The organism is Litorimonas taeanensis, assembly GCF_003634015.1.
Taxonomy (GTDB): domain Bacteria; phylum Pseudomonadota; class Alphaproteobacteria; order Caulobacterales; family Maricaulaceae; genus Litorimonas; species Litorimonas taeanensis.
In genome coordinates, this window is sequence record NZ_RBII01000001.1 from 1,105,533 (window position 1) to 1,120,481 (window position 14,949).

General features: G+C 49.3%; 13 protein-coding genes and 1 other RNA gene. 3 read left to right on the forward strand and 11 right to left on the reverse strand.

Going from position 1 to position 14,949, the window contains the following annotated elements; translation table 11 throughout:
* Window positions 1-3: 3 nt before the first annotated feature.
* The 10 genes from DES40_RS05165 to DES40_RS05210 form a co-directional block, all read right to left on the reverse strand.
* A complete protein-coding gene (locus tag DES40_RS05165) occupies window positions 4-1,155 on the reverse strand; it encodes an FtsW/RodA/SpoVE family cell cycle protein (protein WP_121099464.1) in 1,152 nt (383 codons plus the stop codon).
* Window positions 1,152-2,606, reverse strand: coding sequence for a UDP-N-acetylmuramoyl-L-alanine--D-glutamate ligase (murD, locus tag DES40_RS05170; protein WP_121099465.1), 1,455 nt, complete (start codon window positions 2,604-2,606; stop codon window positions 1,152-1,154). The genes DES40_RS05165 and murD overlap by 4 nt, the downstream gene beginning before the upstream one ends.
* Before the next feature lie 18 nt (window positions 2,607-2,624).
* Entirely contained in the window at window positions 2,625-3,719 is a 1,095-nt protein-coding gene (gene mraY / locus DES40_RS05175; RefSeq protein ID WP_121099466.1) for a phospho-N-acetylmuramoyl-pentapeptide-transferase, read from the reverse strand.
* Window positions 3,709-5,073 carry a UDP-N-acetylmuramoyl-tripeptide--D-alanyl-D-alanine ligase gene (locus DES40_RS05180; protein WP_121099467.1) on the reverse strand — a complete coding sequence of 455 codons (1,365 nt, stop codon included), beginning with the start codon at window positions 5,071-5,073 and terminating at the stop codon, window positions 3,709-3,711. Before DES40_RS05180 ends, mraY begins: the two co-directional genes overlap by 11 nt.
* Window positions 5,070-6,500 carry a UDP-N-acetylmuramoyl-L-alanyl-D-glutamate--2,6-diaminopimelate ligase gene (locus tag DES40_RS05185; RefSeq protein WP_121099468.1) on the reverse strand — a complete coding sequence of 477 codons (1,431 nt, stop codon included), beginning with the start codon at window positions 6,498-6,500 and terminating at the stop codon, window positions 5,070-5,072. The genes DES40_RS05180 and DES40_RS05185 overlap by 4 nt, the downstream gene beginning before the upstream one ends.
* Window positions 6,497-8,164 (reverse strand): peptidoglycan D,D-transpeptidase FtsI family protein, encoded by a 1,668-nt coding sequence (locus tag DES40_RS05190; RefSeq protein ID WP_121099469.1) that lies wholly within the window; start codon window positions 8,162-8,164, stop codon window positions 6,497-6,499. The genes DES40_RS05185 and DES40_RS05190 overlap by 4 nt, the downstream gene beginning before the upstream one ends.
* A complete protein-coding gene (ftsL, locus tag DES40_RS05195) occupies window positions 8,157-8,492 on the reverse strand; it encodes a cell division protein FtsL (protein WP_121099470.1) in 336 nt (111 codons plus the stop codon). Before ftsL ends, DES40_RS05190 begins: the two co-directional genes overlap by 8 nt.
* Window positions 8,489-9,469 (reverse strand): 16S rRNA (cytosine(1402)-N(4))-methyltransferase RsmH, encoded by a 981-nt coding sequence (gene rsmH, locus DES40_RS05200; RefSeq protein ID WP_121099471.1) that lies wholly within the window; start codon window positions 9,467-9,469, stop codon window positions 8,489-8,491. The genes ftsL and rsmH overlap by 4 nt, the downstream gene beginning before the upstream one ends.
* On the reverse strand, window positions 9,469-9,942 hold the full coding sequence (locus DES40_RS05205; protein WP_121099472.1) for a division/cell wall cluster transcriptional repressor MraZ: 474 nt from the start codon (window positions 9,940-9,942) through the stop codon (window positions 9,469-9,471). The genes rsmH and DES40_RS05205 overlap by 1 nt, the downstream gene beginning before the upstream one ends.
* Before the next feature lie 351 nt (window positions 9,943-10,293).
* Window positions 10,294-10,650, reverse strand: coding sequence for a glycine zipper domain-containing protein (locus tag DES40_RS05210; protein WP_121100444.1), 357 nt, complete (start codon window positions 10,648-10,650; stop codon window positions 10,294-10,296).
* A 492-nt stretch (window positions 10,651-11,142) separates the two neighbouring features.
* On the opposite strand from DES40_RS05210, the gene DES40_RS05215 reads away from it, so the two are divergent.
* The 3 genes from DES40_RS05215 (at window position 11,143) to DES40_RS05225 (ending at window position 14,305) form a co-directional block, all read left to right on the forward strand.
* On the forward strand, window positions 11,143-12,237 hold the full coding sequence (locus DES40_RS05215) for a DNA cytosine methyltransferase (protein WP_121099473.1): 1,095 nt from the start codon (window positions 11,143-11,145) through the stop codon (window positions 12,235-12,237).
* Window positions 12,234-13,331 carry an HpaII family restriction endonuclease gene (locus tag DES40_RS05220; RefSeq protein WP_121099474.1) on the forward strand — a complete coding sequence of 366 codons (1,098 nt, stop codon included), beginning with the start codon at window positions 12,234-12,236 and terminating at the stop codon, window positions 13,329-13,331. The genes DES40_RS05215 and DES40_RS05220 overlap by 4 nt, the downstream gene beginning before the upstream one ends.
* A gap of 488 nt (window positions 13,332-13,819) precedes the next feature.
* On the forward strand, window positions 13,820-14,305 hold the full coding sequence (locus tag DES40_RS05225; protein ID WP_121099475.1) for a hypothetical protein: 486 nt from the start codon (window positions 13,820-13,822) through the stop codon (window positions 14,303-14,305).
* Window positions 14,306-14,562: 257 nt separating this feature from the next.
* Here the strand turns inward: DES40_RS05225 and rnpB are convergent.
* An RNA gene (gene rnpB / locus DES40_RS05230) (RNase P RNA component class A) lies at window positions 14,563-14,942 on the reverse strand.
* Window positions 14,943-14,949 lie beyond the last annotated feature (7 nt).

Sequence of the window (14,949 nt, forward strand, 5' to 3'; positions counted from 1 at the left end):
AGCTTAATCTCCATATCCATAAGCGCCGGGGCGCTTGGCAGTGAACGCTAATATCAAACCTGCTGTAAAACAAAGAGACAGAAGCGAAGAGCCCCCCGAAGAAATAAAAGGTAATGTCATTCCTTTGGAGGGGGCCATATTCAAATTTACAAATAAATTAATGACCATTTGCATGCCTATTAAAGTCGCCAACCCTGCGACAGCCAGTTGCGAAAAATAATCCGTTAAGCGCAGCGCGTTTCGGTAGGCGCGAATAACGAAGCTCGTCAATAAAAGGATAAGAACAACCGAGATTAAAAATCCAAACTCTTCCACAGTCACAGCAAAGATGAAATCTGTGTGTCCATCTGGCAGGCTATATTTCACAGCGCCTTCGCCAGGGCCGCGCCCAAACCATCCACCATTACCAATCGCCTCAAGCGCTTTATCTGTTTGAAAGCTATCACTAGAATCTGGGGACATAAAGGTTTCCACACGCGCTCGCACATGCGGCAGCGCCATATAAGCGATAGCTGAACTCAGCAATATACCGCCGATGAAAAACAACACCCAAGCCAAAGACAGCCCAGCGAAAAAGAAAACAGCAGCAAATCCAAGGGTCAAAAGAAAGGATTGTCCGAAGTCAGGCTGTGTAATCAGCAAAGCAATAAGCAAGGCATAGACAATAAGTACGATAACAATCGCGGGGACATTAGGGTCTTTTTTGCGAACGGAAAACATCCATGCAGCAAAGACGACGAATGCGGGTTTGGCGAATTCAGAGGGCTGTAGAGAAAACCCCAGAATGCGGAACCAGCGCTGCGCGCCTTTCACCTCATATCCAAAATACGGAAGAGACATCATTAAAAGGATTGAGCCAAACAGGCTGACCACTCCGAGGCGTCTGGCCCATAACGGGCCAAGGAAAGACACAAAAATTGCGCCGCTCAAACCGACTATCGCAAAAATCAAATGTTTATAGAGAAAGAAAAACGGGTTGGCATATCCAAGGCGCGCGGCCGCAGCAGGGGATGCGGCCATAGATAAAATCAGCCCCGCGCCAATAAGGACAATTAATAAAACAAGCTGAGTTTGGTCGACGCTACGCCACCACTCCCCCACTAATGTGCGGCGTGAACGTGAAGCCAGATATCCCGGTTTCAGCAAAGCATTCATGACGCAATCGCGTTTTTGGCGGCGCGCCGTTTCGCCTTCATCTCTGAGTCAAACAGATCGATAACTTTTTGCGCACAGTCACGAAAAGCATCACCGCGAATTTCGAAATTCGCAAATTGGTCAAAACTAGCACAGGCTGGCGAGAGTAAAACAATCGGATTATGCGCGCCAGATTCAAGCGCGTCGCGTGTTGCACATAGAACAGCCATTCTCAACTCGCCTGACAATTTATAAGGTGTATCAGATTTTGATAAAGTGCGCGCAAAAGGCTTTGCCGCTTCGCCAATCAAATAGGCTTTTTGTATATTTTTAAACAAAGGCTTGAGTGGTTCTATCCCGCCCTCTTTCGCAACGCCGCCCGCAATCCAATAGATTTCATCATAGCTATTCAGCGCTTGTTTCGCAGCATCGGCATTCGTCGCCTTACTGTCATTAACAAAACGAACCTTTCCGGCTTTGCCAATGGTTTCCATACGATGCGATAATCCCGGAAAGGATAATATCGCCTTGCCAATGTCTCGGGGGTTTAATCCCAATGATTGAACCGCCGCAAAAGCCGCTGCAGCATTTTGCCAATTATGCTGCCCCTCTAACGCTTTGGCTTTACTGAGGTTGCAAACCTCTTCGACGCGCTTACCCAGCGTAGAAAAGAGCTTTCCTCCCAATACAAAAACGCCCGAACCAATAGAACGTTTGGCCGATATCGGTATCGTCACCGCTTTTTTCTCGGCCTTCATTTCGCAAAGCAGGTCTTGACCATTTTCATCATCTGTACCGATAATGGCAGCGTCTTCTTTTAGCTGATTAAGAAACACGCGGTTCTTGGCTTGTGCATAGCCTTCCATATCGCCGTGGCGATCCAAATGGTCTGGACTGAGATTAAGATAAACCGCAGCATTCGCGCGAAGCGAATAAGTCCGTTCAAGTTGATAAGAGGAAAGCTCTACGACAAAATAAGAGCCTGAGTGCATCCGGTCGAGGTCTAAAACCCCGCGCCCAATATTGCCTCCAATCTGTGCGTCTTTTCCGCAGCTATTTAAGATATGCCCTATCAGAGCCGTCGTTGTAGATTTTCCATTCGTCCCCGTTATCGCAATGATTTTTGGACGGTTCTCTTCAGGAACTGCGGCAACCTCACGCGCGAAAATCTCAATATCACAAATGATAGGCACATCGGCCTGCGTTGCGAGCGCCGCTGACCAATGCGGTTCTGGCAAGATATGCGGCACGCCGGGGCTAAGGACGAGCGCGTCAATTTGGCTCCAATCAGATTGGCTAATATCGGCGATATCAACACCTTGAGACTCAGCGCTCTGCCGCGCTTCCTCACGGTCATCCCACGCCAGCACAGTCGCTCCGCCAGCTTGCAAGGATAAAGCAGCCGTAATCCCGCTCCGGCCAAGGCCGAAGACCGCGAGGGTTTGTCCCGCAAATTGTGCTGCTTTAATCATGACCGCTCTATCAGTCCCTTATCTAAGTTTCAGTGTCGAAAGCCCGATTAAGGCCAGAATTATCGCGATAATCCAAAACCGGATAACAATCGTCGGCTCTGCCCAGCCTTTTTTCTCAAAATGGTGATGGATTGGCGCCATGCGGAAGACCCGCTTGCCCGTCAGCTTGAAACTCGCCACCTGAACGATGACTGAAACAGCCTCTAAAACAAACAATCCGCCAATAATGGCCAAAACAATTTCATGTTTTACAGCCACCGCGGTTGTTCCCAATGCGCCGCCAAGCGCCAAGGAACCAGTATCCCCCATAAAGACCATGGCTGGCGGGGCATTAAACCATAGAAACCCTAAGGAGGCCCCAATGATAGCGCCAAGGAAAATAGTTATTTCCGCACTCCCCGGAACATAGGGCACGCCCAAATATCCAGAGAAAATCGCATTACCAACAAGATAAGCGATAAAGGCCAAGCTCATACAAGCAATCATAACAGGCACAATCGCCAAACCGTCTAGCCCATCCGTCAAATTGACAGAATTTGCAGACCCGACAATCACGAGACAACCAAAGGGGATGAAAAACAGTCCCAAATTAATTGTGAAATTCTTAAGGAGCGGAATAGCTAGGCCTGTTTCAAAATTACCGTCTTGAGGAAAAACAGTCGTCAGGTACCATACCGCAATAGCCGCGATTAAGAACTCAAGCCCCAGTCTGATTTTGCTAGAGAACCCTTTATGCGATTGGCGCGACACTTTCAGATAGTCATCATAAAATCCAATCGCGCCAAAACCCACAGTGACAAAAAAGACCGTCCATAAAAACGGGCTATGTAAATCACCCCAAAGCAAAGTGGAGACCACAACAGAGAGCAAAATCATCAGCCCGCCCATGGTCGGCGTACCGGCCTTAGCGACGATGTGGCTTTCTGGGCCATCCTCGCGGATTGGCTGCCCTTTACCTTGACGGGCCCGCAGCGCATCAATCATGCGGCGGCCAAAAACAAAACAAATAATCAGCGACGTCATCAACGCACCGCCCACACGAAAGGTGATATAGTTAAAGAGGTTGAAGAGCTGAAAGTCTTCAGCCATCGGGCCAAATATCTCATATAACATGGGCGAACTCCTGCTTTAGCCGGCGCGTTAGTGCCCCTAACCCAGTGGCATTTGATCCTTTGATCATGACGACATCGCCGTCTTCTATCTCTGACAACAAAGCGTCATAGGCTTCGTCGGCGTTGTGCACCCATGCACCCCGCAAAGGCCGAGGTAAAGCCCCTCGTAAAGCCCGCATACACTCGCCCGTTACAATAACGCGCGATACGCCTGCGGCGGCAATTGGTTCTGACAATTCGGCATGAAGTGAAATCTCATCCGCGCCTAATTCATACATATCACCCAAAACAGCCAAACGACGCCCTGAACGATGCGACAAGGCAGATAATGCCGCGCGCATAGAGGTTGGATTGGCGTTATAGCTCTCATCAACCAAAGTTATGGCCTTGCCTTCAATCTGTAAGCGCGTCACGTCTCCCCGCCCCGGAGAAGCCGAAATACCGCCTAAAGCCTTGGCCGCTTTGTTTAAATCCAGCCCGCACGCCATAGCTACCGCCATACACGCCGCCGCATTAGAGACCCAATGCGCCCCTGCTACAGGCAGCGTTACCGTGACAATCTCATCTAGTATATCAAGTTTTACCTCTATCTCGGCTTCGCCTAATCTTGAGTCTAAAATCACAACATCATTCGACTCGTCATGACCAAATGTCATAACATCCAAATCGCCTGCCTTGGCCTGAATGCGCCGCGTATAGGGGTTGTCCCCATTCAATATTAAAATTCCTGTCTCGCCCAAACCGTCAATCATTTCAGCTTTCGCATCCGCAATCGCTTCGACGTTTTTAAAATGCGCTAAATGCGCAGGCGCGACGGTCGTAATAAGGCCGATATGCGGCCGCACTAATTGTGACAACGCGCTAATTTCGCCGGCATTGTTCATTCCCATTTCAAAAACGCCGAACTCAGTCTGCTTTGGCATAGCGGCCAAAGTCAGCGGCACGCCCCAATGGTTATTGAAAGACCTTTGCGACCAATGCACATCACCAAATGCAGCAAACATAACCGCCAAGGCATCTTTTACACTCGTCTTACCGACGCTGCCCGTCACAGCGATACGGCGCGCATCGGAGCGAGACGCTGCCGCCTTTGCGAGGGCCTCCAACGCCCCCAATGTCTCTTGAACATGAATATGGGGGGTGCTCTCTAGCGCTCTATCGCTCAACGATCCCGCCGCGCCTGCCTTCATGGCTTGGGGAATAAAATCATGACCATCGCGTACATCTTTCAGCGGCACAAATAATGCGCCTGGCTGCAATGACCGCGTATCAATAGACAGACTGTCCACGGCAAAGTCGGTGCTTGCCTCTCCGCCCGTGGCCTCCGCTATTTCTTTCGCTGTCCAGAGGCTCATTTTGAAACCTCTGCTAAGATCTCACGCGCCACTTCGACATCTGAAAAAGGAATAACTCTCGTCCCAATAATCTGTCCGCTTTCATGCCCTTTCCCCGCAATAACAAGGCAATCATCTGCGCTCAATTTTTCAATCCCTGCACGGATAGCGGTTTCGCGATCCCCGATGTTTTCAGCTTTCGGGCACCCAACCATTACAGCGCGGCGAATAGCTTCGGCATCTTCAGTACGCGGGTTATCATCCGTCACGATAACATGATCGGCATATTTTGCGGCAACAGCCCCCATTTTAGGGCGCTTATCCGGATCGCGGTCACCGCCACAACCAAAGACAATCACGATTTTGCCACGTGTATGCGGACGGACAGAGCGCAGTAATTTATTCAAACCATCTTCGGTATGGGCGAAGTCAATAAAGACAGGCGCGCCGTGCTGCGTTTGTCCCGCGCGTTCCAATCGGCCCGCAACGCCCGTCAACGCCTCTAACCCTTTTAAACCATCATCTAAACTCACACCCGTTTGCAAGGCGAGGCCCAAGGCTGCCACAGCGTTTAAGGATTGAAATTCACCCGCCAAAGGTAAATTCACCTGATGCCGTTTCCCATCTATGACAAGTGTCATATCCTGAGACGCAGCATGCGGCATCAGCTCATCAATACGAATATCAGCCCCAGCCCAGCCAATGCTTGTCACGGCTTGGCCACGCTTTTCCGCTCGGGTCACAAGCTCGCGCCCATACTCATCATCAACCGTTAAAACCACAGGCGCCTGTTGAGGCGTAAGCTCTGTGAACAAACGGGCTTTCGCTTCGAAATAATCAGCTTCATCCGTGTGGTAATCAAAATGGTCTTGGGTCAAATTCGAAAAACCTGAGGCCGCAATATCAACAGCGTCGAGGCGGTATTGCACCAAGCCATGCGAAGAGGCTTCCATCGCCACATGGGTTACCCCTTGCTCGGCCAAATTGTGAAGCGTTTTGTGCAAAGCGACGGCATCAGGCGTAGTGTGTGTCATGGGCGCATAGCCCTTATCCGACATAACGCCGAGCGTACCAAAACAGGCCGCGTTATATCCGGCATTGGCCCATATCTGGCGTAGAAACTCAACCGTTGAGCTCTTGCCATTCGTTCCCGTCATAGCGACCAGAGTCTGAGGCTGTTTTGGATAAAAGGCGCGCGCCAATTGACCATAACGTAAGCGAGGGTTTTCATCCGCAATAAGCGCCGTATCACCCGTTTCCGTATCGGGCAAAGTCAATATAGCGACTGCGCCCTTCTCTATGGCTTGGGGTATATAGTCCCGTCCATCGGCTATGGTGCCCGGCAAGGCGGCAAATATCATACCCGGCTGAACGGCGCGGCTGTCACAGGTCAAACCTGTCGCGCCTAAGCGTTTAATGAGATCAACATCACGTTTTGCAGGTTTCATCGTAAGGCCTCCTGCGTGGCCAGCGCAGTTTGCGGAATGTCTCTCGCCCCCTCCAACATAGGGCCGATGCGCTCAATAATTGCCCCCGCAGTCGGCGCAGCATTCCAGCCCGCTGTCGCGTAATTATAGGTTTCGGGTAAACCCTGTGGTTCGTCAAAAGTCACCGTCAAAACATATCGCGGGTCAGAATGCGGGAAAGCCGCAACAAAGCTCGTGACCAAACGCTTTTGATCATACCCACCGTTAGACGGTTTTTCAGCTGTACCCGTTTTCCCCATCACGCCAAAGCCCGCAATGTCAGCTTTTCGCCCTGTGCCTTCGGTTACAACCGCGCGCATCATATGGCGCATATCCTCTGATACATCAGATCGAAATACGCGCCGGGTCATTTCGGGATTGGCGGCGCTGCGTTTCAGAACAGTCGGCGTAACATAGATACCGTCATTTAGCATCGCGCCCGTTGCCACAGCCAAAGCTAGCGGCGTTACCGAAATACCATGACCATAAGAAATCGTAACCGTCGCCATTTCGCCCCAATTATCTTGGGTTTGCGGATGGGCGCTCTCGGCCAGCTCATAGGGCACGCGATCCAAAAGCCCTAAATTTCTAAGGTGAAACTGTTGACGCTCCGCGCCAATTCTTTGGGCGATCATAGCCGTGCCGCGATTTGAACTCTCGCCAAGGACTCCGCGCATTTGCAATGGCACATCAGACGGATGGTCGTCTCGAATCCACTTACCCAAAACATTATATGGTTTTTGCACAGGGAAATATTCTTTCTGATCGGCGACACCGTCTTCGAGCGCCATCGCCATCGTTAAAGGCTTAAAGACAGATCCCATTTCATAGGTCGACATTGCGGCATGATTATAACCATTTTTCGGCGTAATTGCGCTGGGCGTGTTTGGATCGAAATCAGGCAAAGACACCAGCGCGATAATCTCGCCAGTTTTCATATCCAATAGCGTCGCGGCGCCAGATAAGGCTTTGAAATGCTGAATTTGCGACTCCATGACATCCGCCATGGCATATTGCGCCCGCATATCCAAAGACAGCGCCACGGGCGGCGCGCCTTCGGGGGTCAACCGATCGTTTAGCGCTTTTTCTACGCCTGACGCACCGTCAAGGCTCGCATAGGTAAACCCAACTAAATGGGCACCTAAGTCCCCGCGCGGATAAACCCGTTTGGATTCTTTTTGGAACTTCAACCCTGGTAAACCCAGCTCAAATACATCTTGCTTTTCCTTAGGCGTCAAACCCCTATCTAGCCGAATATATTGCTTACTTTTACGGCTCATTCTTTCTTCGAGAACATCGACATCCAATTCAGGGCGGATAGCCGCGAGCTTTTTCGCGGATTCTTTTGGATTCCACACCTCGCTTGGCACCACATAAAGGGAGTCCACATTCAGGGTCGTCGCCAAGAGCTCGCCTCGCCTATCCAGAATATCCGCGCGAAATGCGGTCACGGCTTCTGGCGCTATTCGCGCCTCAGAAGCTGGAGCAAAAAGCGAAACTTCTGCAAGCCTCACAATAACAAGAGAAACGACAAATAAATAAGCCACCACACCAATACGGATACGAATACGGCCTTCGGAAACCGCGATGAACTCATCATCCTCGACCTGCATGGTGCGCGTTTTCAGCATAGAATACTTACTCATCACTTGCCCCTTCTCTTAGGGGGAAGCGCTCAGCAATTTGGTCGAGCGTGATAGTGTTGCTGGCTTTAATCGGGGCGGTGCCAAGCTGCGCTTTAGAGAGAGCCGCCAAACGCTCTGGGCTTTGGCTATAGGCAATCTCTGCCTCTAAAACAGCAATAGCAGCCTTTTCTTTCTCTATGGCGCGTTCAATTTTAACAACATTTTTATGTGCCGTCTGCGCGCGTGTTTTCACATAAAACAGAGCAATTGTCAGCGAGACGCCAATAACAAATAAGACAAAAGCCGAGAGGCGTTTGCTCGCAGAAGGATCGTGGGCATAAGCACTCATAGCCGCGCCTCCAAATCTGACAGGCTCGGCACGCGCAGGGCACGCCTAGCGCTCTCGGGCCAAGCCGGAGCTGCCGTACGAATAGCCACTCGCATTTTTGCCGAGCGTGACCGCGCATTTTCCGCGACCTCTGCTTTTGAGGGCTTGGTCACAGAGCGTTTAGGTAAGGCAAAGCTCGCCTCTGGCCCTGTGCGCTCCACCACAGGGGCATAGCGAGACCCGCCCTCAACCTCTCCGGCTCTTTCTCTGAAAAAGGCTTTCACGATTTTATCTTCGAGCGAGTGAAACGTCACAATGATCAAACGGCCCTGCGGCGCAAGCTGGTGCTCTGCAGCGACCAAAGCCTGACACAGCTCGCCTAGCTCGTCATTGATATAGATACGAAGCGCCTGAAACACTTTGGTTGCCGGATGGGTCTTGCCGCGCCGCCCAAGGGCTTTTTCGAGAATGTCAGCGAGCTGCGCCGTTGTTGTAATGGGGCTGACCTCTCGGGCTTCGATTATCATTTTGGCGGCATGGCGCGCCCGCGCCTCTTCGCCGTAAACACGGAAAATCTGCTCTAACTCGACCTGAGATAAAAGACGTACCGCATCGGCGGCGCTCGGCCCGTTTTGGCTCATCCGCATATCGAGCGGCCCATCGCGCATAAACGAAAATCCGCGCTCGCCCTCATCCAATTGCATAGAGGAGACACCAATATCCAGAACCACGGCTTCCACAGGCGGGAGCCCTACAGAATCCAGCTTTGAAAACGGGGTTTCTATCAGGCGGAACCGCCCCGCATATTGCGCAGATAATGCCGCCGCACGCGGCGCAACATTCGGATCGCGGTCGAGGCCAACCACATGGCAATCTCCGCCGCGTAAAAACGCCTCGCTATAGCCGCCATTGCCAAATGTACCATCGACATAAGTCTCGCCCGCACGAATATCGAGCGCGTCTAAAACTTCGGGGAGCATCACAGGATAATGTTTCATCACGCCCCCTCGCCGCCTGACACAGACGCCGCCCCCGCAGGGCGAAGACGGTGACGGTGTTCTCGCGCCAATTTACGCATTTGCTCGGCCTTGGCCTCATGCGCGGCGGGCGACCATATTTCAAAACGTCGACCCAAACCCACAAAGGTCACATGACCGTTCAGCCCCGCATAATCATGCAGATCTTTCGGGAGCGAAATCCGCCCACCCGTATCAAATTGCAAGGGCCGAGACGCCGCAAAAATAGCGCGCTGCATCGCAATACGGCCTTCATCATAATAATCCAAAGCGTCCAAAGAGCGCTGATATTCTTCCATCAAAGCCATGCCGCCGCCTTCGAGATATTGGCCATCAAAACTGGGCCAAACGACAATCCCGTCAAAGCCGCTTCCCGCGACCACATTGCGGAAATCCGCAGGCACAGAGACCCGCCCTTTGGCATCCACCTTGTTTGTCACGCTCGACAAAAACATCGACATTCCCTTTGAGAGCTCCCGATAAGCTCAAATCTGGGATAGCATGGGATATTATGGGAAACAATGCCAATTTAGGGAAATATTAGCCATAGTTTACCTTTTCCACACTGTTAATCATTCTGTGGGTAAGTCTTTTTTAAACAATAATAACAAGGGATTAAGAAAGAATTGAAGAAGGGTTAATACGGCCCCCTCACCCGCCCTCTGTGGTGCCCCCTCGGCCTAAACCCCGCACCCCAAACCAAAAGCAAAGCCCAAACCGCCCCGCTAGCCGCCTATCTGCCGCCCCGCAATTCCCACAAAAAAAGCGGCCCATAGGCCGCCCTTCTTAAATCTATGTTTCCGGCTTTAGCCGCGGAATTGACCATTTTCGTAATAGCTATTCCCTGAACGGCTATCAAAGAAGTAGTAACGTCCCGTATTATTGTCGTAATATAGCTTTTCACCATTCGGGCCGCGACGGGCATTATCCATGCGCTTGTCTTTTTCGCTACCGGCATAGGCACCGCCTGCACCGCCGACAACCGCGCCGATGGCTGCGCCTGTCTTCGCATCACCACTACCGACATTGTTACCGATGATCGCGCCAGCAATCGCACCGCCTGCTGCGCCAATCGCCGCACCGCGTTCCGTATTACCCGTTGTTGTACACGCACCCAGCGCCAAAACACTGGCGGCCGTAATAGTCATAATGATTTTGGACATAACATCCTCCTTGTTGTTATTAAGGGACATACGCAGAGTGTAAGCCAAGCGTTCCAAAAACAGAGAAGAAACTGCATTACAAAGCCGTAAGCGATTGGACGGCTATCTTGAGAGGGTTCAGCTTTGCCCCCCTATGATTTATGGTCTTTCACACCCCCAAAAAAGCCGCAACCTTCAGCGCACAAGGCCGCGTTGGCGGCTAAACCCGCCACGCTTTGCAAATACTAGACACCTGCCCTTCAACATATAAAGATGGAAAAGTTAATCACTTCCCGCCCTAGTTACGTAACCATGCCAATATTTAAAGCCATTAGCATAAAAGTGCATCCTAATGGCATTTGTTCCTATCTAGACTACGGGCAAAGGGCTTGTTTAAACGGAAACTATTTCAGGATGAGTATTCCTTACACCATTTCTACCCTTGCAATAAGTTCTTAATTTGTTCTATTCTAACAATTAGTATTTGTAAGGATAAAATTGTTAAAGGGAGTTATGTCCGATTCTTTTCAATCATTGCGCAAAGCCGCGAAGCTAAGCCTGAGTGATGCTGCAGACTTTCTTCAAATATCCGAAGAAGATGCAACAGCCTATGAAGATGGTGTACGCCCCCCCCCTCTTCCTAATGTATTAGCTCTTAAAGGGTTAGGTGGTCTGAATATCTCAAATCAAACTGATAATTTCGTATCTTCAAATAGTAACGAAGTAAAAAAAATCAAATTCATTGATCTTTTTGCAGGGATTGGAGGGTTTCATATAGCTTTAGATGATTTAGGTGCAAAATGTGTTTTTGCTGCTGAAATAAACCCCTACGCCAGAAAAACTTACGAATACAACCATAAAAAACGATCACCCGATTTATTTAGAAAAGGCCTGTTTGCGAGCGACATAAAAGAAGTCGAGCCGATTAATATCCCTGAGTTTGATATTTTATGTGGCGGGTTTCCTTGCCAGCCTTTTTCCCAAGCGGGTTACAAACGCGGCTTTCAAGATATTCAAGACAACCGTGGCAATTTATTTTTTGATATAATAAATATTATTAAAGAAAAAAAACCGCAGGCTTATTTTTTAGAAAATGTTCGTCATATTAAAAACCATGACGAAGGAAAAACGTTTGCGGAAATCCAGTTGCAGCTGGAAAAACTAGGGTACTCTTTCAAATACAAGATGGTGAAAGCCTCCGATCATGGCTTACCTCAACATAGACCCCGCATATTCATGGTGGGGTTCAAAGGAGAGACTACAAAAGATTCAACATTTGAATTTCCAGAAGCAGAACCGCTTCAGATGACCATGAGCGACATATTTGGGAAACCCTGCAATAAATCTATAGGTTACACTTTACGAGTGGGCGGTAGAGGCTCAGGCCTGATGGATAGACGGAATTGGGACACTTATGCCGTAGGCGGAGACGTAATCCGCCTGTCAAGTAAAGAGGGGATCAAAATGATGGGCTTGCCATCTGACTTTCACTTCCCTGTTTCAGAGACACAAGCCATGAAGCAGCTAGGAAATTCGGTAGCGGTACCCGCTGTGAAAGCAACTGCTCGAAACATTTTTGACTACATCAACAAAGTTTCTACCAAGTGAGCGAGACCAAAAACAAAGGGGAGTGGAGCGAATTTTATGCTTTTCTGAAAATATTGAGAGACAGAAAGTTGGTAGCCGCTCACGCAAATCTGGAACCAATTAGAGACACTTATTATCCCGTCTTACAAGTCCTGCGTGACTCAAAGGATGTAAAACGCCGATATGAACTTCTTGATACGGGGCAAGTAAAGTTGACAATTGAGGAAAATTTAATTTCCCAAGAACTCTTAATTGAACCAAAGTTTTTAAAGGAAAGCGTTCAATACATTTTCAAAAACATAACAGAATCCAAAGGAAGGGCTTTTAAAATAAGAGGCTCTGAAGAAATTGTCTCGCATTTAAAATGCGGAGATATCAAAGCAAACTCATCAAAAAAAGGCGATATCACCCTTGTAATCCATGATAGTATTACACAACAAAACAACACTGTAGACTTTAGCATTAAATCGTATGCTGGAGCTGCCCCAACTTTATTGAATGCGTCTGGGTCTACGCGTTTTAGATACGCAGTTAATGGATTTCGTGGCAACAAAGAAGACATAAATAACTTAAACCCTAGATCGTCAAAAGTACAAGCTAGATTCCTTAAAGTCCTAGAGACTAGTGATGAAATTCGTTTTAGCAGCATGTTAAACAAAAATTTCGCTAAAAACTTGATTAAACTAGACAGTTTGATGCCACTATTTATTTCTGAGTACCTACGATTTTATTTTCTTGGGTACGGAAATTCATTGGAAGTCTTAACTAGTCATGTTGCAAGTTCCCCTAGAATAAAAGAAGTTGTTTTGTTTCCAATCTCTGAGGAAGATTTAAAATACAAGCTGAAACAACTCCTTCTCAACGTAGCGTTAGGTCTAGTTCCTAGTAAAGAATGGAATGGATTTTTAAAGGCTGATGGCGGCTATATCATTGTTAAAGAAACAGGCGATATTGTTTGCTTTCATATCTACAACACCGCTGAATTAGGCGAATATTTATACCACAACACTCGCTTTGATACTGGTTCTACTAGAAGAAATAAATTCGCAACAATTTTCAAAGAAGAAAACCAATGGTTTTTTGATTTAAACTTACAAATCAGCTTTAAAAAATAACCCCTCTGGCAATCAAACGCTTCCATGTTCGTTTTGCTATAAACAATTGTTTTCAATAATAAGAATAAATCGCATCCACGCCCCTTCACCCTTTGTTACACTCCCCTTGTTCGGCTCACACGGACAGGCAGGCGATCGTGGTTTGTTGGTGAGTTGACAGCGGGATTGAGCATCTGGCCTGACGGGGCTGGACTGTGCCGGGTCTTCTGAGATGGGGCCTGACTGACGTGGCCTAGGTTTGTTGATGGCTCATGCAATCAACGGACTCGCAGGTCATGACTGCAGGGTAGTAATCAGGCCGTCTTGGTACAAACCGCTGCCGCGTGGTGGAAACTGCGTAAAACAAAACTCATCTGGTCTCCATCGTAGAGACCACCACGCGGACACGTCCTTTTAAAGGAAATTCGCTGATTGGCTCGGCCCTTGATGGCGAGCAGAATGAAAAACTCGCCTAAATATAGAACATGATTTAATACAGGGATATTTATATGCCGCGCTCTGAAAAGACCCTCAGCCAACGCTCTCTTAGCCATCTTAAATTCAAAATCGAGCAAGCCAAATTATCTAAGCTAGAGGCCGACCTCCCCTCGGTTGAGCCTGAATATATCCGTTATGTGGATTTACCGCCTCTGCACCCCGAAGATAAAATAGACCTTTGCAATCGGTTCACCCATTTGGCGCGCAGGACAGAGGGCGAAAGCGTGGCCGCCGAAATTGAAGACGCCGTCAATCATTGGCATGCTATGAATAATGGGATGCGCGGTCAGCCTATCGGCACGGCGCAGGACAAACGCGAAACCATACCCTTTTGGGAGGGGTTGACGGAAAATGGCTATTCCCTCTTTGAAGGCGGCGTTTTGTGTGAAGATTTTATCGCGGCCATTTTTAAAGGCAAAGAGGCACAAAGCGAAGCCGTACAAGCCTATCACGAGGCGAATATTGTCGACGTTGTTATTAAGGGCAAGCGGCCATGAGGGGGGGCGTTTCACTCTCTCGTGCATCCCCCCCTATTTTCCGCTCATCCCGTTGAAAAACGGGATCCAGTGTTTGTTGTGAGGTCATGAGTTAGGTGAGTTAGGCGCAATTGGCAGGGGAAGGCAGTTGATGGAGTGGTGCTTAAATATCGAGAGACCGCGATATAGCGGTGCACTCTTACTAACGCGCTTTGCGCGCCGCGTTCGAGCGGTAGCATCCTCACTAGCTCGCTTCGCGAGGCCGCGTTCGGATGGTAAGGGCCAGAGGGTCTATAAGCCGGGTTTTGTCCTTGCGGGTTTGACGCCGCAATGTGCAATCATTCATCTAGGACGTTCATTACTGAACGCCTCGTGCAACCAACCCGAACGGCCGCTGCAACACGGTATATCCGTTCCTATTTGGTTTTGCTCCGGATGGGGTTTACCTTGCAAAGCGTGTTGCCACGCCCACGGTGCGCTCTTACCGCACCCTTTCAGCTTTTCTCGTGCATTTTTCATAAATGAAAATTGCACAAGTAGTCTTCTCTCTGTGGCACTTTCCCTGGGGTCGCCCCCGCCGGCCATTAACCGGCATCCTATTGCAGTGGAGCCCGGACTTTCCTCGGATTTAAAAACCCGCGATTGCCCAACCCTCTGGCGAAATG

Coding starts and splice junctions, on each gene's coding strand:
- DES40_RS05165 (WP_121099464.1), bottom strand. CDS start 1,155: ATGAATGCTTTGCTGAAACCGGGATATCTGGCTTCACGTTCACGCCGC.
- murD (WP_121099465.1), bottom strand. CDS start 2,606: ATGATTAAAGCAGCACAATTTGCGGGACAAACCCTCGCGGTCTTCGGC.
- mraY (WP_121099466.1), bottom strand. CDS start 3,719: ATGTTATATGAGATATTTGGCCCGATGGCTGAAGACTTTCAGCTCTTC.
- DES40_RS05180 (WP_121099467.1), bottom strand. CDS start 5,073: ATGAGCCTCTGGACAGCGAAAGAAATAGCGGAGGCCACGGGCGGAGAG.
- DES40_RS05185 (WP_121099468.1), bottom strand. CDS start 6,500: ATGAAACCTGCAAAACGTGATGTTGATCTCATTAAACGCTTAGGCGCG.
- DES40_RS05190 (WP_121099469.1), bottom strand. CDS start 8,164: ATGAGTAAGTATTCTATGCTGAAAACGCGCACCATGCAGGTCGAGGAT.
- ftsL (WP_121099470.1), bottom strand. CDS start 8,492: ATGAGTGCTTATGCCCACGATCCTTCTGCGAGCAAACGCCTCTCGGCT.
- rsmH (WP_121099471.1), bottom strand. CDS start 9,469: ATGAAACATTATCCTGTGATGCTCCCCGAAGTTTTAGACGCGCTCGAT.
- DES40_RS05205 (WP_121099472.1), bottom strand. CDS start 9,942: ATGTTTTTGTCGAGCGTGACAAACAAGGTGGATGCCAAAGGGCGGGTC.
- DES40_RS05210 (WP_121100444.1), bottom strand. CDS start 10,650: ATGTCCAAAATCATTATGACTATTACGGCCGCCAGTGTTTTGGCGCTG.
- DES40_RS05215 (WP_121099473.1), top strand. CDS start 11,143: ATGTCCGATTCTTTTCAATCATTGCGCAAAGCCGCGAAGCTAAGCCTG.
- DES40_RS05225 (WP_121099475.1), top strand. CDS start 13,820: ATGCCGCGCTCTGAAAAGACCCTCAGCCAACGCTCTCTTAGCCATCTT.